The 20,014-nt window shown below is 35.0% G+C and carries 21 protein-coding genes and 4 pseudogenes; 19 read left to right on the forward strand and 6 right to left on the reverse strand.

Annotated features, from left to right (window positions below; all coding sequences use genetic code 11):
* Positions 1–102 precede the first annotated feature (102 nt).
* Both FC748_RS05540 and FC748_RS05545 read right to left on the reverse strand, forming a co-directional pair.
* Positions 103–333, reverse strand: coding sequence for a hypothetical protein (locus tag FC748_RS05540; RefSeq protein WP_238600171.1), 231 nt, complete (start codon positions 331–333; stop codon positions 103–105).
* A gap of 229 nt (positions 334–562) precedes the next feature.
* Complete coding sequence (locus FC748_RS05545) at positions 563–889, reverse strand: hypothetical protein (RefSeq protein WP_108030261.1); 327 nt, start codon at positions 887–889, stop codon at positions 563–565.
* A 261-nt stretch (positions 890–1,150) separates the two neighbouring features.
* Between FC748_RS05545 and FC748_RS05550 the strand changes: the two genes are divergently transcribed.
* The 10 genes and pseudogenes from FC748_RS05550 (at position 1,151) to FC748_RS22010 (ending at position 10,392) form a co-directional block, all read left to right on the forward strand.
* Positions 1,151–1,582: a BrxA/BrxB family bacilliredoxin gene (locus FC748_RS05550; protein WP_069512324.1), complete on the forward strand. Its 432-nt coding sequence runs from the start codon at positions 1,151–1,153 to the stop codon at positions 1,580–1,582.
* Positions 1,570–2,361, forward strand: a complete 792-nt coding sequence (locus FC748_RS05555) for a class I SAM-dependent methyltransferase (protein ID WP_108030262.1) — start codon at positions 1,570–1,572, stop codon at positions 2,359–2,361. The genes FC748_RS05550 and FC748_RS05555 overlap by 13 nt, the downstream gene beginning before the upstream one ends.
* A gap of 749 nt (positions 2,362–3,110) precedes the next feature.
* A pseudogene (locus FC748_RS22005) lies at positions 3,111–3,349 on the forward strand (CHY zinc finger protein).
* Between the two features lie 595 nt (positions 3,350–3,944).
* On the forward strand, positions 3,945–4,826 hold the full coding sequence (locus FC748_RS05570; RefSeq protein ID WP_108030264.1) for a nucleotidyl transferase AbiEii/AbiGii toxin family protein: 882 nt from the start codon (positions 3,945–3,947) through the stop codon (positions 4,824–4,826).
* A 142-nt stretch (positions 4,827–4,968) separates the two neighbouring features.
* The gene (locus FC748_RS05575) at positions 4,969–5,820 is read left to right on the forward strand and encodes an AraC family transcriptional regulator (RefSeq protein WP_108030265.1); all 852 of its coding nucleotides are present in this window, start codon (positions 4,969–4,971) and stop codon (positions 5,818–5,820) included.
* Positions 5,821–6,352: 532 nt separating this feature from the next.
* Positions 6,353–6,790 carry a GNAT family N-acetyltransferase gene (locus FC748_RS05580; protein ID WP_108030266.1) on the forward strand — a complete coding sequence of 146 codons (438 nt, stop codon included), beginning with the start codon at positions 6,353–6,355 and terminating at the stop codon, positions 6,788–6,790.
* Positions 6,791–7,373: 583 nt separating this feature from the next.
* Positions 7,374–7,982, forward strand: a complete 609-nt coding sequence (locus FC748_RS05585; protein ID WP_108030267.1) for a YpjP family protein — start codon at positions 7,374–7,376, stop codon at positions 7,980–7,982.
* A 385-nt stretch (positions 7,983–8,367) separates the two neighbouring features.
* A pseudogene (locus FC748_RS05590) lies at positions 8,368–9,692 on the forward strand (IS1182 family transposase).
* 158 nt (positions 9,693–9,850) lie between these two features.
* The gene (locus tag FC748_RS05595) at positions 9,851–10,123 is read left to right on the forward strand and encodes a hypothetical protein (protein WP_108030268.1); all 273 of its coding nucleotides are present in this window, start codon (positions 9,851–9,853) and stop codon (positions 10,121–10,123) included.
* Positions 10,124–10,200: 77 nt separating this feature from the next.
* Positions 10,201–10,392 (forward strand): hypothetical protein, encoded by a 192-nt coding sequence (locus FC748_RS22010; RefSeq protein ID WP_025219635.1) that lies wholly within the window; start codon positions 10,201–10,203, stop codon positions 10,390–10,392.
* Between the two features lie 101 nt (positions 10,393–10,493).
* Here the strand turns inward: FC748_RS22010 and FC748_RS05605 are convergent, their stop codons facing one another.
* Together FC748_RS05605 and FC748_RS22015 are read right to left on the reverse strand one after the other, a co-directional pair.
* Positions 10,494–10,823 (reverse strand): hypothetical protein, encoded by a 330-nt coding sequence (locus FC748_RS05605; protein WP_024364069.1) that lies wholly within the window; start codon positions 10,821–10,823, stop codon positions 10,494–10,496.
* Positions 10,824–11,461: 638 nt separating this feature from the next.
* Positions 11,462–11,632 (reverse strand): hypothetical protein, encoded by a 171-nt coding sequence (locus tag FC748_RS22015; protein WP_167492638.1) that lies wholly within the window; start codon positions 11,630–11,632, stop codon positions 11,462–11,464.
* A 164-nt stretch (positions 11,633–11,796) separates the two neighbouring features.
* On the opposite strand from FC748_RS22015, the gene FC748_RS05610 reads away from it, so the two are divergent.
* From FC748_RS05610 to FC748_RS05645, 9 genes and pseudogenes are all read left to right on the forward strand, one after another.
* Entirely contained in the window at positions 11,797–12,111 is a 315-nt protein-coding gene (locus FC748_RS05610; protein WP_108030269.1) for a hypothetical protein, read from the forward strand.
* Positions 12,112–12,502: 391 nt separating this feature from the next.
* Positions 12,503–12,724 carry a hypothetical protein gene (locus FC748_RS05615; RefSeq protein WP_025219632.1) on the forward strand — a complete coding sequence of 74 codons (222 nt, stop codon included), beginning with the start codon at positions 12,503–12,505 and terminating at the stop codon, positions 12,722–12,724.
* Positions 12,725–12,810: 86 nt separating this feature from the next.
* Entirely contained in the window at positions 12,811–12,999 is a 189-nt protein-coding gene (locus FC748_RS05620) for a hypothetical protein (protein WP_024364073.1), read from the forward strand.
* Between the two features lie 113 nt (positions 13,000–13,112).
* On the forward strand, positions 13,113–13,334 hold the full coding sequence (locus FC748_RS05625; RefSeq protein ID WP_024364074.1) for a hypothetical protein: 222 nt from the start codon (positions 13,113–13,115) through the stop codon (positions 13,332–13,334).
* 137 nt (positions 13,335–13,471) lie between these two features.
* Complete coding sequence (locus FC748_RS05630; protein WP_231786321.1) at positions 13,472–13,630, forward strand: type II toxin-antitoxin system HicA family toxin; 159 nt, start codon at positions 13,472–13,474, stop codon at positions 13,628–13,630.
* 206 nt (positions 13,631–13,836) lie between these two features.
* Positions 13,837–13,965: pseudogene (locus tag FC748_RS22240) on the forward strand (toxin-antitoxin system HicB family antitoxin); the annotation flags it as partial.
* A 15-nt stretch (positions 13,966–13,980) separates the two neighbouring features.
* Positions 13,981–14,082 (forward strand): annotated as a pseudogene (locus FC748_RS22245) (short-chain dehydrogenase); the annotation flags it as partial.
* 287 nt (positions 14,083–14,369) lie between these two features.
* The gene (locus FC748_RS05640) at positions 14,370–16,685 is read left to right on the forward strand and encodes an InlB B-repeat-containing protein (RefSeq protein ID WP_108030270.1); all 2,316 of its coding nucleotides are present in this window, start codon (positions 14,370–14,372) and stop codon (positions 16,683–16,685) included.
* Positions 16,686–16,899: 214 nt separating this feature from the next.
* A complete protein-coding gene (locus FC748_RS05645) occupies positions 16,900–18,180 on the forward strand; it encodes an oligosaccharide repeat unit polymerase (RefSeq protein WP_108030271.1) in 1,281 nt (426 codons plus the stop codon).
* A gap of 117 nt (positions 18,181–18,297) precedes the next feature.
* Here FC748_RS05645 and FC748_RS05650 read toward each other — a convergent pair whose 3' ends face one another.
* Positions 18,298–18,945 carry a FusB/FusC family EF-G-binding protein gene (locus tag FC748_RS05650; protein WP_025219626.1) on the reverse strand — a complete coding sequence of 216 codons (648 nt, stop codon included), beginning with the start codon at positions 18,943–18,945 and terminating at the stop codon, positions 18,298–18,300.
* A 321-nt stretch (positions 18,946–19,266) separates the two neighbouring features.
* The gene (locus FC748_RS05655) at positions 19,267–19,602 is read right to left on the reverse strand and encodes a DUF3147 family protein (protein ID WP_108030273.1); all 336 of its coding nucleotides are present in this window, start codon (positions 19,600–19,602) and stop codon (positions 19,267–19,269) included.
* Between the last annotated feature and the right edge of the window lie 412 nt (positions 19,603–20,014).

Consider the following 20,014-nt stretch of genomic DNA (forward strand, 5'->3'; position numbering starts at 1 on the left):
TTTTTGACTTTAATCATAGAAATAGCAAAGCCTCAATGTAAAAGGCTACCAAATGAAATTCATTTGGTAGCCTTGCTGTTTTGAGTATTCAAAAAACCTATTTTACCATTTTATTTCTGGATATATTTCTGAGATTTTCATACCTTCAATTGTTCCTTTTTTAAGTAGTTCTTTATAACCATTAAATTCTTGAGAATAGTGATCTTTAACTCTTGATAGATAAGATTTACCACGACTATGACTTATCCAATATTCCTCATCTTTATAATAAAAATTCAGTTCATCATTCATTTCGAGAAGGCTTTTAAACTCTAAGTACTCTTTTTCTGTCATGTAATTTACTCCTTTTTAATACGGATTGCCTCTATGGGTACCAGTCCAGTCATGACGATGGATGTTTGATTGGACTGTATATTACGATTCAACAACGTAGAAATAATAAATAGTTGTATAGTGCAATTTAATTCTAAAATTACTATGAAGACCAAGATAGCATAAAATGCAGTCTTGGTCTTATTGTATAGAAAATGTAATTTATTATTTTTTTGTAATTCATTCAGTTTTACTCACTGCTATTAAGTCCGAAAATTTCAAGTATGTCTTCCATAATAAGACTTGTGTCTGTAGCTACTACTATAAATATTAATAAACTAATAATAATTGAAATCACTATTAATACATTAAATGTAGTAACATTTTTTTTATTATATTCTGGAGCTTCTTCTACTTGAGCTACTAAATCTTTAGCTGAAGCAAGAGCTATAGTATCAGTATCCTCTTTAAAGTCCTCTTTAACAATATTGCAATATTCACATATATATATTGTTAAACCATCTTTTACACTCTTCTTAAAAGAATTTTTTGCCAAGCAGTTAGTACAATTAAACAATATTTTACCTCCTTTTTCAGAAACAACTATTTACCATTTTAGGTAATCAATCGCTTATTGTATATAGAATTTAATATAATTTTAGGTGTGTAACAACCCACAACTAATGCCACTTCGTTACACAAAAAAAGTCACGAAAGTCACGAAAAAGTCACATTTCTCCCGAAAACATGTGATTTCCGGCGAAAACAAGTTTTTGTACATTCGTGAAAAACCTTGCTATAATGGGCTTTGTGATTACATATGAAAGAGGGTAAAAGCATGAATGCTTACGACGAATATATGAAACAGGTAGTGAAGCCGATGCGTGAAGAGTTGGTGGAGGCTGGTTTTAGGGAGCTGACAACGGCGGATGCTGTTAATGAATTTATGGCGGAGGCAAAGGGGACTTCTTTGGTTGTTATCAATTCGGTATGTGGATGTGCGGCAGGGTTGGCTCGTCCAGCGGCTCGGGAAGCGGTAGCTGCGGTTAAACCGGATAATCTTGTAACTGTATTTGCAGGGCAAGATCCAGAAGCAACTGCTGCAATGCGTGGTTTTTTTGAGGATGTACCACCAAGTTCACCATCAATGGCCATTTTAAAAGATGGGGAATTGGCTTACTTTATTCCGCGTGAACAAATTGAAGGCTTCCCAGTGGAGCAAATTACTGCACATTTAACAGGCGTTTTAGAGCAGACATGCGAGAAGTAAAAACAATTGTCACTACAGCGGGCAGACCAGACGACTTGTCGATGGTGCTCGCTGATTTTGTGTGTAGCAAGTTAGATGTTCCCTTTATCCCTCGTCATAAACGCTCAATCCGTAAACTTGCAGAGGACTTTCAGGCGAATATCATTGTAGCAGGGAAAAATCGCTATGAATATTATGCATTTGGCGCAGAAGAGCCCTTTTTCTTTCATCCGAATTCCGCAGCATTTCGCTTAAAGCGAGTAGCGAGGGGAGAAATGGAGCCGTTTTTAGAGGCGGCACAGCTCGAAAAGGGCGATTCGGTCTTAGATTGTACGCTCGGTTTAGGTGCTGATGCGATGTTAGCCGCATTTACTGTTGGTCAATATGGAAGAGTGGTGGGACTGGAAGCGAATCCAAATGTGGCGTTTATTGTAGCGCATGGTATGAATACATATGATACCTCGGAGCTTCCGTTAACGGCCTGTATGCGGCACATAGAAGTGGTACAAGCAGAAGCAGTTGCTTATTTAAAATCACAGCCAGACAGTGCATTTGATGTTGTCTATATGGACCCAATGTTTGAAGAAATTATTGAGGAATCGAATAATTTTCAGGCACTTAGGGCAGCGGGAGCACATGTAACTTTAACTGATGCATGGGTCGAAGAAGCGAAACGAGTGGCTAAAAAGCGTGTTGTTTTAAAAGCTCATTATAAATCAGATTGGTTTGAAAAACATCATTTCTCCAGATTAACGCGTTTGACTTCAAAATTTCATTATGGCGTTATTGAGAGACAATAGACGACGGGAACAGACATCATATCATGTCTGTTCTTTTTTTCTTGTGAAAAAAATTTTAGCGTAAATGAACGTTATAAAAGAGGTTTCTACAAAAAAGGGCTTAGCAAAATTTTTCCTGTAATTGTGTTAACTTTTATTCAATTATCTATATTGTCTTACTTTTTTCGTTGCCACCCGTGTTTCTCAAGTTCCGCTTGTAGTCATACTAAAGATGTAAAGCCTTTACTCTTCATCCTAACATTTACGTTTGTCATCTGTTCTTTACGAAAGGGCATGTGATCTGGTCATTTGGCATTATGTCAATATCCATTGAAGGCATTACGGCAGGCATATGATTTGTCTGGAAGTATTCTATTTATTAATGGTGTAGCTTCACTCTTAACGCTAACTACAAAACCACTTGCTTTAGCAAAAGGGCTTAAAAAATTATTAAAACTATTACGAAGTTATGTGTACCAATTGAACAATTTTATTTAATGATTGTTATTGCCATTTGTTTTAAACAAATATATTGAGTTACAACGGATTGTCCTAGCTCAAACATCTATAGGCTTGCCATTCAATTAATGGCTTTTATAAAGCGTGTTTTTTTCTTTATTCCCATTATTGTTTACAACTGTTCAAAGGGCAGATCGCCTTCGCGATTCCATCGATGCAAGAAGCTATAGTGATGGCTAAGAGCGTACAAGCTATATTGAACTACGCTATGGGAAAGAAGATTTGATTGTACTAGTTTATATTACTATTAAATGGGGTGGTGTTTAGATGGTTATTTTGGAGTCGTCATTGATTATGAAACAAGGTACATTACCGATATTATCGCACTTAAATTTACCTGTTGTGAGCGTTATTATCCTTGTTATAAATGCCATGAAGCGCACGCACAATATGCTAAGAATTGACGATTCAAACCTATATGGAGTCAACGTCCTGCGTTTTTAATGAAAGGTGTGCAGCTCATTATCCTATTTATTTTACCAAGCCATAGTTTATAGTGAAAAATGTGATTTTACTTTATAAATTTTTTGTGCTATAATTAAAAACGTGCTATTTTAGGTAGCATCTTTCAGTAATCTGGCATTCTGCTTTCTGCTTTTTGTTTTTTAGGATACTTATTCACACTGGCGCATGCTTTGGGGCTGCAAGGACGCAAAAGAAGGTTGGGTTTGCGTTGCTTAAGTTAGAGAGCACACAGTGGAATTTTACCGCGGTGAAGAAACGAAACGTTTCGAAATAATATTCCCCAGATGATTGGGTTGAGACTTTACAATTTACAGAAATGTTACCTATTAAATACTAAAGGGGTAGTTTCGCTAAGGCGAGGCTACCCCTTGTCCAATTTCGGATAGGAATAAAAATAATAAGTATATGTGATTTAGCACCTGCTTTTTTATAAAAAGTTAGGTGTTTTTTTAGTTTTTTCTCCTAAATTACGACATATATCGACAAATTATCATGGGTTATATTACCGTTTACTATTGTGGGAAAATAAGTAATAATAAAGTGCGGAGTTTTTTAAAAAATCAAATATATACTATTTGACTGAAAAATTCTGAAAAAAGATTGAAACGAGGGTGTGGCATATGAAACAAGTAAACGAAGTACCAAAAAGTGTATTGAACCAACTAGCAGAAGTAGCTCAGCAACAACAAGAAAGTTTGGAGGCACTTGTAGCATTCTATTCCCAAGAAAGGTTGTTAGTTCGACTGGCAGCTTCTTCCTATGAAGATCAATATTGGCTATATGGCGAATTTTTATTAGGGACATTGACCAATGATATAAAGTCTTCTTCTGGAATTACATTATGCGCCAAAAAAATGGTCAATAAAGAAAGTATCATCAAACATGCTTTCAAAGAAATTTCTTTAGTGAAAGTAGCCGAAGATGGGGTTGCGTTTGTCAGCGATGAAATAGAAGTATCCTCTAGCGGTGAAGAAGAAGTTCAAATTAGGATTCCTGCGCAAATAGGGCACATAACAACATACATAGAAATAATAATAACTTTATTTAATAGTGCTTCCATGGCTCCTCGAAAGATTGCAACTGCATCATTGTTAAATAGTTCGTCAACTGAGCTATTAGCGTATCCGACAGAGCTCATCATTGCACATAAATTTAATACCATATATCAATATCCAACATTAGCAGAAACGCTGAAAGATTATTATGCAATTTATTTACTAGCAAGTACACAAAATTTTGAAGGTCGTGTATTACAAGAGGCTATACTCGATACATTCGACCGACATAAAACGACAATTGAAAAAAATCCGCCTGTGTTCTCAAAACGTTTTGATTTGGATGAAAGCAAGAACAAAGCATGGCAACAATTATTAACCCAACAAGTATCCTTTGCTAAAGTTCAAAAAATTGTTCACCAATTTTTATGGCCCATTTATAATCAAATTGAAGTAGAAAATGAATTCTTTGAAAATTGGGATTATACATGTGGTGATTGGCGATAAAACATCGAAAAATCCGCGAGCTCAAATAGCGTTCGCGGATTTTTTATCTATATCTTTAATTTATCCGACATTTTCTGGACTTAAAATATCGGATATAGTAGGTTGTTTTTATTTACGATAGAAAGCGAAAGGAGTGAAAACAATGGATTGGATTGTAAGAATAAATAGGGTAATGGATTACATTGAACAAAATCTATCGAGTAACATAATCCCTAAAGAAGTAGCAAGACTGGCATGTTGTTCTGAGTACCATTTTCCTAGAATGTTTTCAGCTATAACAGGATTTACATTGGCGGAGTATATTAGGCGAAGGCGTTTATCGCAAGCTGCATTTGAACTTCAAAACAACAGCTCTATTCGAATTATTGACCTTTCGATTAAGTATGGATATGATTCACCTGATGCCTTCAGCCGTGCTTTTAAGAACCTCCATGGGGTTACTCCAACATTAGCTCGCAAGAAAGGGATTGAATTAAAAGCCATCCCAAGACTCTCCTTTCATATTTCAATCAAAGGAGATGTAGAGATGGATTATCGAATCGAAGTATTAGAAGTTGAAGTTGAAATTGTAGGTGTGAAACAAGAAGTTAGGACAGCTGATGCTTTTATTGATATTCCTAAATTGTGGGAAGCTGCGAATAAAAATGGATTGTTACAAAGATTAATAAATATGTCATGGGAAAGCCCACAATGCAAAATGGAAGGGATTTTAGGTGTTTGCGGCAAACAAGCGGCAATTACAGATGAAGAATTTGATTATTTTATGGGATGCCGCTATTCGCAAAAATTCCCCAATGATATGGAGAAAATCGTCATCCCTAAAAATACAACATGGGCTGTTTTCCCAAATATCACGGATGCCTGGAACCGTTTATATACTGAATGGCTGCCATCGTCCGGATACGAATTAGCAGACCTGCCTTGCATTGAAAATTATTTAGCACCTGATCGCATTCCTAGTAATGAGCTTTGGGTTCCTGTCCTACAAAAATAATTTTTAAAACAAATTTACTGTGCATATAGATGTAAGTTGAAGAAGGCCACTCTACGAAGGGTGGTCTATTTTATTGAGTAAAATCGCTAAACAGAAACAACGAGGTAAGGTGTGAGAGATGTAAAATATAAATGTTAGACCAATCTAGAAATGGTTTTAATGCGCCATTCATTTGCATACAGTGGGGTGAAAGCAATCATTGAAAGGATGTGAAGACACGATGAAAGTGAAGGTTAAAGAATGGCGTGTAATGTCCGATCATAACAAACAATTATTATTAAACGCGGTAGCTACGAAATAAAACCTTAATGAGTGTCTGAAAAGATAATCACTAACGAATAGCTAAAACAATTAAATAAAATATTGACACTTACTTCGGTAGGTGTTTTTTTATTATAAACTGTTGGAAGCACTATAGCTCTACTAACAACCGTTTTGCAAAGGCTTGTTTAGATAATAGCAGGTTAAATGATGGTATGATAGGAATAGATTGGTAAATCGGATATAAAAAATAAGAAGGGAGGTAGTGTGAATGGAAGTTAGAAAGCCGAACAACTTTGAACTAGATGAAATCATTGCGCTTTCGCCACAAGCTTTATTTGATGGTACATTGGGCGGAGTAAGGGCAACCAATGAAAAAGTAATGAACCTTATTGAACCACTTCTAAATAAAGGATGCTATTATTTAATCGCAACAGAGAATCATAACTTAATGGGATGGATTCTAATTGGTGAAAATAAAGACCAATTTACGGAACAATTAAATGGCTTTATTTATGAGCTATATGTAAAAGAGGCCTATAGAGGCAAGGGTATTTCGAAAGTATTAATGAATGTTGCTATTGAGCAATTGAGACAGGAAGGATATTCAGAAGTCAGACTTAGCGCTTACGTAGGGAACCATGCGATAAAACTATATGAAAAAATGGGGTTTAGTTACAGAACCGTAAGTATGAATTTACAATTGTAAAAGTCCTTAATCATACACAATCCAAATAAGTACCTGGTTGTATTTAATAATCGATTGTTTTTGTATTATGGATTTCATAAGTCCATTCAAAATTATTTGCTTATAGCAATCGTGCACTCAATAGGAGCTTTACATGTTAAGGGAATAACAAAAAAGATTGAAGCCAAAGAGCTTCAATCTTTCTTATTCATACATTTCTGTATATGCGTTTGCCGTATTTGATTAGCCCTACCTAGCCCTTAACAGCACCTAATAGAAGCTTAATTTACATCATGTTGCAATAAAAAATTTGAAAATAATAGCAAAAACCTAAGTAATACGGCATTATACATACAAACTGTGTTCGGTATGCATAGTAACTAAATTAGTCAGTGAAGCATAAAGAAGTTAAGTAACCTAACATTAATAAAAGACCAATACCCATTGCGATTGACATACTTTGTACCTCCTTTTAAAAAACGACACATTTATACATAAATTATTGTACAATGAAATGTAGAAATATGAAACCTTTTATTGGTTGGAACGTATTATATTATAAGTAGAATTACCAATTTGTACATAAAAGAGAAGGTGTTAATTAATGAAAAAGTGGGTTCAAAAAAGTATCGTAATTATGGTTGCGTTTTTAACATTTGGATTAATTACGCCAACACATGAAATTTGGGATGCATTCGATCAAAACCCTTCGAATCGCGCCTCTATCGGTCCTTCTCCTGGGACAAGCACTGCGCTAGCCGCTGAACTCGAAGCAAAAGCGGATGAAGCAACTGAAATACAGCAAAATGCGATTGACTACGAAGCACTTCTAGTTGACGCAGCAAAAGAGCAATCGTATATGAAGTTTGGAACAAAAATCGGCCCTAAAATTAGCAATGAATTTGATTCTATTATCTTCCCTAAAATAGAAGAGGCAATAGCGATGACAGTGGCTAACGTTGAAGAGGGATCAATGGCAAATCTCACAATTACTGAAAAACCAAGTGGCAACTATGGTGAAAAAATTTTCAATATTGTTAATAACGAAACAGGCAATGATTTAATTCGCTTCCATGTGCGTACAGAAAAGCGCCCACAAGAAGGCTACTACTACAACTTCCACTATCACAGTGCCGAGGATGATTTTATGGCTCACAACAATCTCGGTGATATTTACTGGGAAAAAAACACACCACCTAAGTGGTTGTCTTGATAATTTTAATTGCTTTCAAATAGTGTGAAAAGCCTTATAATCTAAGGCTTTCAGACTGTAGACAAACTCGAAAAATTTCGAGTTTGCCTACAGTCTTTTTTCATTTTAAAATAAAAATAGATGTCTACTCCCGTTGATTTCCGCTACGTTCGGGCGCTTTCCGCGGGCACATCGTAAGCCACAACCCTCGCTAACGCGCGGTCTGTTGCGTCTTACGTACTGTGCGTTCCCGCAGGAGTCGCCCGCCCTTCGCTCCAATTAACTTGATATGAATTGCTATCAATCAACTATAAATAAAATAATCTATTTGAGGTGATGGAAAATGATGTCGAAGAATCAAATCAATGAACGTGAACAATTAGAAATACTGACAATTGACTAATTGGTGCCTCAAGACCATTTAGTTCGAAAACTAGAGGCAGCGATTGATTTTTCGTTTATCTATCCATTAGTGGAAAACCTCTATTCATCTTTAGGGCGTCCAAGTATTGACCCTGTTGTTCTCTTTAAAATGACCTTTATTCAATATGTTTTCGGTATTCGCTCAATGCGTCAAACTATTAAAGAAATTGAAACGAACATGGCCTATCGTTGGTTTTTAGGATTTGGCTTCCATACAGAAGTTCCACACTTGTCTACCTTCGGTAAAAATTATGCGCGACGGTTTCAAGACACAGATGTGTTTGAACAAATTTTCTATCGTATTCTAAAAGAAATTATGAAGAAGGGTCTCCTGCATGCAGACCATGTATTTATTGATTCCACACATGTAAAGGCAAGCGCTAATAAGCGAAAGTACGATAAAAAAGTCGTTCGAAAAGAAACACGTGCTTATGAAGAGAAACTTCAACTGGAATTAAATATTGATCGTGAGGAACACGGAAAAAAGCCCTTCCCTCCAGAGAAATTTGAAAAAGACGAATGGAAAGAAATCAAGGAGAGTAAGACAGACCCTGAGAGTGGTTATTATGTTAAGGATGAACGGACAAAGCAGTTTGCGTATTCATTTCACGCAGCGACAGATGAAAAAGGTTTTGTATTAGGGACGATTGTGACTCCAGGAAATGTGCACGATAGCTATGTATTGCAGCCACTTGTTGAAAAAATCATTAAAAAAGTGAAAAAGCCATTAGCGATTGCTGCGGATGCTGCTTATAAAACACCTGCCATTACTAACTTTTTATTAGAGAATCAAATGTTACCTGTTCTCCCTTATACACGTCCTAAAACAAAGGATGGTTTCTTTCGAAAGCATGAATATGTGTACGATGAGTACTATAATTGTTATCTTTGCCCACAAGGGCAGGTATTGAAATATACGACAACTACGAAGGAAGGGTATCGCCAGTATAAATCGAATCCATCGATTTGTGCTAATTGCCCCTGGCTATTACAATGTACAGAAAGCAAGAATCATCAAAAACTTATTCAACGTCATATATGGAAGAAGCTGAACATTTGCGCCATTCATATGCTATTAAACAAATTTATGCAAAGCGTAAAGAAACGATTGAACGCGTCTTTGCAGATGCAAAAGAAAAGCATGGTATGCGATGGACAACCTTAAGGGGTCTAAAAAAATTGTCCATGCAGGCGATGCTTACTTTTGTTGCCATGAACTTGAAAAAAGCTTGCTACTTGGACATGGCAAGCTGCTTAAGGAGAATAGATATGCTCAAAGAGTATGGTCAACTCGGCAGTGAAATCTAATTACTTACTATAAAAAATGACAAAAGGCATCAAGGTTAAAACTTCTTGATGCCTTTTGTCGACAATCTGCATTCATTATTAATAATGAAATATGGAATATCTGAAGGCGCTTTATTATCACCACTTAAATTAATTGAAGGCATTAGGGAGGTTTAAATATGACATTAGTGTATTTGTATCAACAAGAGGACGGTAGCTGGACTATTTTTTATGATAGTACGTATATTCCAGAAACTTTTAAAAACAAAATTATCACGACAAATATTCCTGAGTATCCACAAGACGGTAATGGCTATGTATTAAGTCGTAATCCTGTTACAGAGGAGTTCTATTGGGAACTTGTGACGTCTGAAGAACCGGAGCTTGAACCAGAGCCCGAACCTATCCCACCAGTCGAAACAATTGGAAGATGCCTAAAGGTTACAAGTTAGAAGGACAAGTAATCGTACCAAGTAACAGCAAATTGAAAGTCCAATTAATTGTGGAAGACAAGAAGGAGGAAATTACAGTGGCAAATACAACATGGAATCCAGGTTCACCAGCTATGAAAACTGAAACAGAAAACTTTATTACACAGGCAGTGAAGGATGGTATTATTAATGCTTCACATTTAAAAGATTTACAAAGTGGTGCAATGACAACGGATCGCTTGATTGGTTTATACAATACAATCCAGCAACGTAGAAATGATAAAAAGTAACTGAAATAAGTACGGTACCTGTTGAAATTAATCAAATAATTATCAAAGACCAGCAAAGCTATTTTTAGCCGAGCTGGTCTTTGATAATTCCGAGTTAAAAATTAATTAACCGCATACACATGCACTACAAATGAAGAGGTTGCTCCACTTGGATCGGCAATATACAGAGAGCGAATCGATTTTGCATCTGTTCGATTACCACTTAATATTCCTTTAAAGATAACAGGATCTGTCGCAGCAGATTTATCTTGCATTACATTAAATTTGATTGCATTTGAATCTCCTCCACCTTCAACCTTCCAAAGTAATGTTGTTGTTCCTTCTGGAAGGCCTTCTGTACTGAAGTTGCCACTTGAACGATGCTTTTGTCCACTTTGAGGATTCTGCTCAGATGTAACACTTGCAATTAACGTATTTGTTGTTGTTGACATTTTAAAACCTCCTAGTAATTTACTTTATTTTGAAACTAATTGTATTTTACCATATAAATGTTAATTGTGTTTAAAAAATACATATTTTCGTTAGTTGAATGTAAAAAAATATAACGTGATTGTAATAGTAATCTCAGTTGCAGATACCAATGACGAAGCCCAGGTACTCAATTAATTTTGAGCCTGGGCTTTTTGTGTTTCATACAGTAACGAGCAAACTTTATTGTAAAAAGTATTAAAATAAGTTTTGTTATAATTAAATTCGCCATTAGTGTCAACGGCAATAAAACCTGTGATATTCTCCAGAAATGCTAAGTTTTCTAATTTTTTTAATCTATAGCTGCTATATTCATTTAATTTAAGTAATTCTGTAGTAGATGTTGTGCATCGTTACTTTTATAGCATGTTAATTTCTCGTTATTCGCATAAATCTCTTTGAATAGCAATATTTAGGGGTCATACATTTGTTTTAATTGGTCAAAAATCACTTAATAAGTATAAAGTTGAAAGGTCCCGTTCTTTTTTCATAAAGCATATTTGTAACAAAAGTTGTTATACAATCTCGTTTAACTTCTGTATAAGTATCTTGCATTTCCTCAAATATAGAAAGTATCAAATTATTGTCTCCAGGTTCTAAATCAGGGAGTTGTCCATCCAAAATAGAGTTTTTTCATTTTATCTTGAAGTATTAGAAGGCAATCATCTATATTTTTGGATTTTAACGGAGTTGGTCCTCCTAATATGATAGGGATTAATATATCTTTTGTAATGTCAGCAGTTGTATTCAATATTTCTTGCTTTTTAGCCATTTCATCACCTATATTCCTAATAATTGCTTTTTTTCGCGTCAGAAGAAGTTATAGATAAAATATATTCATATATACTTCAATTCTGTTTTAATATTGAAGATATTGATATAGATGATATGTTAAGGTATAAAGATCATTTCGAGGTTAATGAAGTCTTATGTGAAATGTATGATTTTAAAGGGGCTTATTATAAAATTGAAACCGAAGGAGAAGTTAATCCTTACGATGGTGGAGAAAATATTTTAGATATAAAAGTTTATCTAGATAATAATAAGATACTTTCTGGAGAAATAAATTTATACTATGGTCACGTAGAATTTAACGATGATGGGAATGTTGGTGATGCTTCAGAAGAAAGTATTGAAGCAAATATCGATGATGTTATTCAAGAGATTAGGGATTTTAAAAGCGTAGTACTTAATGAGATTAATAACAATACAAGGGTATTAGATAGAATTATTGAAAATTTAGGCCTTTAAATTTTAATGAAATGAAAAAGATCACTCCGCGATGGGTGGTCTGTACATTTTGCTCTATAGAGAAACACTTACTTCCGGAGTACGTTCGCTGGTACGAGATGGTGAAAACTAGCATTCGACTTAATAAGACGATTGCGGAGTCGTCAACACTACGGAGAGGCTACTAATTTGGTAGTCTCTTTTTTATGAGAATAATGTATCTCCTATGTATGCAACAGCATATAAAAATGCAAATCCTAAAATGATTACAATGATTGGGACAATAATTTTGGTTCGAATAAATTGCATGATACCATTCCTATTACTTATAATTTTTAATTATGAATCAAATTTCTTATAATGACAATACGTTCCATTTATCCTATGATATAGGTAGATGGAGGTGTCTATAATGGATATAGAAAAGAAATTGAAAATACGCAATATTATTAGTGTAGCATTAATTGTATTTATGACTTTTTCCTATATAAGACTTGTTTTAAGAGATGGAATAACTCAAGTTGGTTTCTTATATACAGCTATGTATGTGTTATCTGTTGGTATTACAATCTTTAGCTGGTTCTATCAATGGAGAACTAACCAAATAATCAAAAGAAGTCAAAGTCACATTTAACAAGGTGTGGCTTTTTGTTATATCGAAATATAATGATTACAATCATTTACATTTGTATTATGATTAATATGAAAGGAGGTAATTGTATGACAATCACAATGGATAGTGCAATGCGACTTGCTTTGGGTGCTCGAATTATCGCTATGGAAGAAGTTCTAGTAGCTAAAGGGTTAACAACGCGTGATGAACTTAAACAGAGAGCTGAGGCACAGGTTGAACAGCTTGCCTTGGACGAAACAGATAAAGAAGATATTAAAAGATTTTTACTAAAATAAAGAATACATAAAGTCGCACTAACTACGAGTCGCGGCTTTTTATTATGCATCAAAATTCTATCACACAGTTAATCCTTTCCAGTTTATGATTAGTGTAAAAGGCGGTGAAATATATGAGTGTAAAAAACAAAGTAAAATATCTTAATATAGTTACAGTAATTGGTATGTTATTATCAACATTCTTTTATATAAAGGCTGTTCTAAGAGATGGGTTTGAACAAGTTGGGTTTTTAACAACAACATTATATGCAGTAGCTATTGTAGTATCAATTATAAGTTTTGTAGTACATTGGAAAACTAAACAGTTCATTAAGAGAAATGAAGGTCATGCCTAAATAGGCTCTTTTTTATTATAAATATTTCCACTAAACACTTGTAAAACGGTACTATAATAGTGGGAGGTGAAACATGGCAAAGATAGAGAAAATCATCGATAAGATGAAAGTCCAACCTGGGCATAACCTTCGCAGAAATAAAAAAAGTCCTAGAACATAACGGATACAAGGTAGTAAGAGTTGCGGGCTCACATCACCAGTTCCGAAATGGACAAGGACTTCTAACAACCATCAAGCGTGAAAATCCAGTAGACATTCAAGCTGTGAAGGATGCACTCAACAGAATAGGGGAGTAAATTCCTCTTCTGTTTTTCCTTTCTATCTTATGCCATATCACATGAAAAATCAAAAAGACTTAGATTATTATTTGTCGATGCCGTATACATTTCAAGTGCGTAAAACAGCGTCAGGTTATTGGGCTAACATCAAAGAAATAGATGGATGTCACACGCCAGCGGACAGTATCGAAGAAGCCTATCGAGATTTAGAGAAAGTTTTACAAATGACTATTGAAACCAAACTAGAATTCGGCGATCCGATACCTGAGCCAGTTGACCAAGATTACAGCGGAAAGTTCAATGTGCGTGTTCCTAAATCATTGCACAAACAATTAGCATTGGATGCGGAAGCCGAGGGCGTATCGTTTTTACAAGATATTGTATCAATAGTCCAATGTGTGATTAATTTATCACCCGTATTTTGTGTAAAGGAAATAAACATCCCTTCCATAACGGACTTAAATGCTTGAAGTGTTTAATGATTAATATTGAAAGGTAAAGCCACCTCAAATTGTTCTCCTCTTAATAAATCAACACTCGTTTACCATACGAGTGTTATTTTTTTGTTTTAATTCCTGCATCATTTTGCATCTGAATAAATTTTTAATGTTAATGGTTGAACTATTAACATTCCTCAATGTGCAACTGTAATCTAAAACTCTATTATTGAAAATAAAGGGGGGTATTTTATATAAAAAATTTATGAAAGCGTTATATAGGCTATTTACTGAACGATGTAAAGGAGAATTAAAGAAAGATGCGTAAGAAGTTTTTATTCGTGGTACCTGTCACGTTATTTTTATTTGTATTACTTTTCAATGAGAATAAAGTTTTAGCAAATAATTTTACAGAAGATGGTTTTATTTATAATGATAATATAACGGGTATAGTACCAGAAATGTATTATCCAGGTGGGGTAACAATTTACGGAGATAATAATCCCAGTCGAAAAGATTTGGTCATTCCAGATACGCTTGGTGGTAAGCCTGTCACAAATATATGGTATGAATCATTTAATAATAAACAACTGACCTCCTTGATTATGTCAAATAATGTAAAGTTAATAGGTTACAATGCATTTGATAATAATTTACTAACTTCAGTAGTACTCCCCAATCAGCTTGAATGGATTGGAGATTTTGCTTTTGCGAATAATAAGCTATCCAGTATAACAATACCTGATACTGTAAAAAGAATCGGCCAGGGTGCATTTGTTAATAATGATTTACAGACAATAACGATTTTAAGTCGGAATACAATTGTATTACCAAATGCTATACCTAAACAAACGAAGATTTTGGGAACAATTCCATCAAAGGCAAAGGAGTATGCTGATCAAAATGGAAATCCATTTGAGTATTTAGGATTTACAATTACCTACGATGGAAATGGCCATACAAGTGGCAGTGTTGCAGCAGATTATATAGATAAGACAACACAATCATTTACTGTGAAAAAACAGGAATCATTAAAGAAAGATGGTTACGTTTTTACGGGATGGAATACAGAGCGGGATGGTAGCGGCACTGATTATCATGTAGATGAAGTAAAAACAATGACAGGAGATTTAACACTTTATGCTATGTGGTTGCCACAGCAACATGTAACGTTTAACACGGATGGAGGGAGTATAATTCCACCTCAATTCGTGAACGATCAAACATTAGTGGTGGAACCACCTGCTCCAACAAAACAAGGGCATACATTTGAGGGTTGGTATAAAGAGGCAGCACTAACAAACAAGTGGGATTTTATGAATGATGTAGTAAGCAGTCCAATTACTTTGTATGCGAAGTGGAAAGTCGTTCAACATGAAGTGACGTTTAATACAGGTGGAGGAAGTGCAATGCCATCACAACTAGTTGATGACAACACAGTACTGATAGGGCCATCTGTTCCAATGAAACAAGGTTATATATTTGCTGGTTGGTATAAAGAGGCAGCGCTTATCAACCAATGGGATTTGACAAATGATGTAGTAACGAGTGCAACAACATTATTTGCCAAATGGAAAGTCGTACAATATGAAGTGACGTTTAATACGAATGGGGGCAGTGGAATCCCCTCACAGATGGTCGATATTAACATGAAGATAAATGAACCCACTATCCCAATAAAACAAGGTTATACATTCGGTGGATGGTATAAAGAAGCAACATTGACAAATGGGTGGGATTTTAAGAAAGATACGATAACAGGTAAGACAACGCTTTTTGCAAAGTGGTTTGTAAATAGTTCTCCAGATAGTAGTAATAATAGTAGTGATTCATCACCGCAAAATGTTACAGTATATTTTGAAACAAATGGCGGGAGCGTATTAGGTCACTTGTCTGTAGCGTATGACACAAAGATAGCAACGTTACCGATTCCTAAAAAGGAAGGTTATACGTTTGGCGGCTGGTATAAAGAAGCTGCTTTAATCAATGAGTGGGATTTGACAAAAGACCGTGTGACGCAAGAGACCAAGTTGTATGCGAAATGGATTGCAAACATAGCGCCAAAGCCTACCCCAGAACCAAGTCCGGAACAAACAACACCTGAACCTGACTTACCAAAAGTGTCCTTTCATGATATTGCGGGCCATTGGGCAAAAGAAATGATAGAAGAAATAGCTAGTCAAGGGATTATCACAGGGTATTCAGACGGTTCGTTTCGTCCGAACGAATTTATTCAACGACAGCATGTAGCATTGTTATTTTACCGTGCTTTTGAGTTCGAGCCGACACGCAATGCGCTTACATTTTCGGATGTAACTGCAAACCATCCATACTATGAAGCCATTACGACATTACAACAAGCAGGAATAGTCGATGGTTCACAGGGGAAATTTAATCCTAATGCTTTAATGACGCGTGCACAGTTGGCAAAAGTCGTGACGCTTGCGCTAAAGATAGAATTAGGAGGCTCTAGCACATTCCAAGATGTTCCTCCAACGCATTGGAGCTATGGGTATATCGCTGCATTAGCAGAACTTGAAATTGTAATTGGCGATAACGGTAAATTTAAGCCAGATGAACCCGTTACGCGAGCACAGTTTGTAGCCATTCTATACAGAGCATTGAATCTTCGTTAGAATCTATTAAACTCATAGACTAATGAAATAAATGAAACTCGTATTTTGATTAAAGTTTTATCAAAATACGAGTTTTCGCTTTACTTGTAATAATAGGTTAGAGTTTAAATATAAAATGGAAGCTATATATATAATTTACAATAAATGTGTTATACTTATTTTGTTTTACAAAAAAAGAAAAAGGGGGAAATAACATCTATTTGGTGTGATATGTATGAGCGAATTGAAAAAGGTTTTTGGGAAATTAAATAAAATCGATATGTTTTCACCGTATTTCTTTTTGCCATTTATTTTACTGCTATATTTTTTTATTAGCTTATTTGATTGGCATAAATTTGAACAATTCGGTATTCATGTATCTATTTGGCCGGCTGTAATTTTAGCCGTTATTTGTTATTACATAGGTGTATTTTTAATCGATAAACTGCAATGGACAATTCCCACATTCGGACTGTCATTCTTAGGGAAATATATCATTCATTTTATAGTTGTTTTAACGTTGCTTGGATTAGGTTCCTATTTAATGATGATTTTTAGTGGGAGTCTAGGGATAACGGACGAAGCCAATCGCCGAAATTTAGATCCAAAGTTAAACTTCTTTAGCCAATTATTATGGTTTGGGGTTTTATTGCTGTTATCTTATAAAATGATAATGGAAAAAACGATGACATGGAAGAAAGCAATAGTATACGGTCTGATTTTTGCTGTTGTAATGTTTCTATTTTTATTAATGGCCTATCGTACGCCGCTTATTATTATGTTATTTACAGGCATCATTATTTTCCATTATGTTGTGAAAAGAGTGAAGCTAACATGGTTTTTAACAGCATTATTCGTAATTGGTATCGGATTTTCGTTGTTTGGCTTTATACGTGTGATGACAGAGGATACGACAAAGGCATTCAATGATCGTACGCAACCCGATGTAGAATTAACTGCGGAGGAAGAAAAAAACCTATTAACGGCTGAACAAAAAGTAAACTTAACACCGAAATGGGTGCGTGCATTAAATGCTGAAGCTGTCACAAGTCATATCGTGTTAAGTACTATTATCGAATACACAAAAGAAGAAGATTACTTAAAAGGTCAAATCCATAAAGGCATTTTTAGTACAATTTTACCTGGCGAGCAAATCTCACCACGTATGAAAGTTACCGAGGTCGTTAATTCAATTACGGTCGAAAGAGGTATATTGGTCACACGTGAACAGCGAACAACAACGCCAACTTTTATTGGTCAATTGTTTTTAGACGGAGGTTATTTATTAGTAGCAATTGGCTTCCTATTGTATGGCGTATTAATTTCTCTAATTTATAATAAAGTAAAACAAAATGGCATACGTAGTTTCCATACTGTCGCTTACGCATTCACAATTACTGTGTTTACAGTATCCATGCACACCGGTTTACTGGATTTAATCTTTGTTCTGATGCTTGGGTTCGTTATTATTGCATCATCTATTTTGCCATCTTATAGGCAAAAGCTGAATAATTAAATAAATAAAACTATCCGCTAAAGTTAATGGTAATAACTTTTTTAGGATAGTTTTTTTGTGCGTAGTTCGCTTAATACAAAAATGGCCTTCTCCAAAGCGGAGAAGGCTTATTAATAATCAAGTAATGCGCTCAAAAAATGTAATGGTCTTATCCATATCTGTCACATGTTGATTACACGAATCGCTGTCTGCACAAATGTAATTGCTGTGATTTGTATAAGTGCCGACGATATTTCCTTTAATGGATGTAGTAAATAGTCCAATTTCAGCGTGACGATTACAGATTGCGCATATACCACGAATTGTATGATGGGCGAAAGTGCCTTTGATTGCCTTTAATTTATCGTCTTGCTCTATAATGACATATTTTCGATTGGTACCATAATCATCCCAAGCGAAATAGCAAATTTGTTGAAAATCCATTTGTTCAAGATTCGGCAATTTTAGCTTCTTTTCTTTTTTAAACAGGCTTTTAATTGTGCTTGCCGTAATTGGTTTAAATGGGATAACATACGATTTTAAATCATTTAAATAGGCTTCACCTGTTCCACGTTCTGTTACAGATAAAATAGGCTCAATGAGTTGCGCTTGCGCAGGCGTCATGACAACTTTTTCAGTAATTTCTGTTTGTACAAGACCACGCACAGTCAGAATGACGTTTTTATCTTGTGTAGTAGCAAGTGTTTGTAAAATTTTATTCATTTGTTGCTCAAGTAAATGATAGTTAGCCACCGTTAAAAACGGCTGAATTGCTTGTTCTTCCATGTGAATTCACTCCTGTAAATTAGGCTTTTTTTATTTTAGGCCTAAAGAGATCATCCATTTGTGGAGTTTACCTAGACCTCTTCGACCTGATAATTAATGGGTCTAGAGCAGGCATTACAAAAGAATGCGACCATTTCGATTCCTCCTTGTAAAGCAAACTATAAATATTTTAACATTAAAAGAGAACGAAATAAAGAAAGAGCGGTGGGGGAAGAAATAACATGCTATGTAAGGGGAGATAAACTTGTGCATTCAAGTTTTTATAACAAGAAGGCAAAAAAATTGGCTCATATAAAAAGAGCTACATTTAGGTAGCCCAACTTATGTCAGCATTGACATAATAAATTTTCCACATAGCATAAATATTGCATAGACAAGTAAAGCGCTTAGTACGGCAATGCTAGGCTTATACCAGTTTGTTAATAGCAAAGCGAGCACAGTGAAAAGTAACATGCCTACTGCACCAAAGACCGTATTTTGTAAAACATTGTGAAAGGTGTCAGCTTTCATATGCTTCATTTGCATACCCATGTTAATAAGCGTGAGAATTGGCAACGCCGTAATAATGCCCGATAAAAATAAATACTTAGATTGGCTTAAAAGTAAGGCTAAAACCATAATAGTTCCACCAACAATAAAATAAATCAAATATAGCAATTGTAACCCTCAGTTTCTTATTCTCTTCAAGATTAGTAGTGTAATAATACTGCACATAACCCCTGCTTACAAGGTCCTCCGAATGTAAGTAGCAAAAAGTTAGCAAAAATAGATGTTGATTTGAAATTAATAGCGAAATTCAGTAGTAGGATGGTAGCAAATGCAAGAGTGTATACCATAATATAAGTTTGATGCAGATTAAAAACAGTCCATCCAAACACGAATATGGCGAGGGTTCGTATTGTCAGCGCAGTAATGAAAAGATCAGTAGTAAACAGAAAAAGACAATGATTTAATGGGAGAGGAAAGGGTTGTGTTAAATTCTAATCCTGTGCAAAATAAGTGAACAATTGCAAGTATTAAAAATTTCATTTCTTTAATAGAAATCTCTTTTAATATATCGTCACATACG

Origin of the sequence: Lysinibacillus sphaericus (genome assembly GCF_005217585.1) — a bacterium.
GTDB classification, from domain to species: Bacteria; Bacillota; Bacilli; order Bacillales_A; family Planococcaceae; genus Lysinibacillus; species Lysinibacillus sphaericus.

What these genes read in the sequence shown, in the direction of transcription:
- FC748_RS05595 (WP_108030268.1), top strand. Translation starts at nt 9,851, where the DNA reads ATGACATTAGTGTATTTGTATCAACAAGAGGACGGTAGCTGGACTATT.
- FC748_RS05645 (WP_108030271.1), top strand. Translation starts at nt 16,900, where the DNA reads ATGAGCGAATTGAAAAAGGTTTTTGGGAAATTAAATAAAATCGATATG.
- FC748_RS05540 (WP_238600171.1), bottom strand. Translation starts at nt 333, where the DNA reads ATGACAGAAAAAGAGTACTTAGAGTTTAAAAGCCTTCTCGAAATGAAT.
- FC748_RS05570 (WP_108030264.1), top strand. Translation starts at nt 3,945, where the DNA reads ATGAAACAAGTAAACGAAGTACCAAAAAGTGTATTGAACCAACTAGCA.
- FC748_RS05640 (WP_108030270.1), top strand. Translation starts at nt 14,370, where the DNA reads ATGCGTAAGAAGTTTTTATTCGTGGTACCTGTCACGTTATTTTTATTT.
- FC748_RS05625 (WP_024364074.1), top strand. Translation starts at nt 13,113, where the DNA reads ATGAGTGTAAAAAACAAAGTAAAATATCTTAATATAGTTACAGTAATT.
- FC748_RS05555 (WP_108030262.1), top strand. Translation starts at nt 1,570, where the DNA reads ATGCGAGAAGTAAAAACAATTGTCACTACAGCGGGCAGACCAGACGAC.
- FC748_RS05605 (WP_024364069.1), bottom strand. Translation starts at nt 10,823, where the DNA reads ATGTCAACAACAACAAATACGTTAATTGCAAGTGTTACATCTGAGCAG.
- FC748_RS05550 (WP_069512324.1), top strand. Translation starts at nt 1,151, where the DNA reads ATGAATGCTTACGACGAATATATGAAACAGGTAGTGAAGCCGATGCGT.
- FC748_RS05580 (WP_108030266.1), top strand. Translation starts at nt 6,353, where the DNA reads ATGGAAGTTAGAAAGCCGAACAACTTTGAACTAGATGAAATCATTGCG.
- FC748_RS05650 (WP_025219626.1), bottom strand. Translation starts at nt 18,945, where the DNA reads ATGGAAGAACAAGCAATTCAGCCGTTTTTAACGGTGGCTAACTATCAT.
- FC748_RS05610 (WP_108030269.1), top strand. Translation starts at nt 11,797, where the DNA reads ATGTATGATTTTAAAGGGGCTTATTATAAAATTGAAACCGAAGGAGAA.
- FC748_RS22015 (WP_167492638.1), bottom strand. Translation starts at nt 11,632, where the DNA reads ATGGCTAAAAAGCAAGAAATATTGAATACAACTGCTGACATTACAAAA.
- FC748_RS05585 (WP_108030267.1), top strand. Translation starts at nt 7,374, where the DNA reads ATGAAAAAGTGGGTTCAAAAAAGTATCGTAATTATGGTTGCGTTTTTA.
- FC748_RS05615 (WP_025219632.1), top strand. Translation starts at nt 12,503, where the DNA reads ATGGATATAGAAAAGAAATTGAAAATACGCAATATTATTAGTGTAGCA.
- FC748_RS05620 (WP_024364073.1), top strand. Translation starts at nt 12,811, where the DNA reads ATGACAATCACAATGGATAGTGCAATGCGACTTGCTTTGGGTGCTCGA.
- FC748_RS05575 (WP_108030265.1), top strand. Translation starts at nt 4,969, where the DNA reads ATGGATTGGATTGTAAGAATAAATAGGGTAATGGATTACATTGAACAA.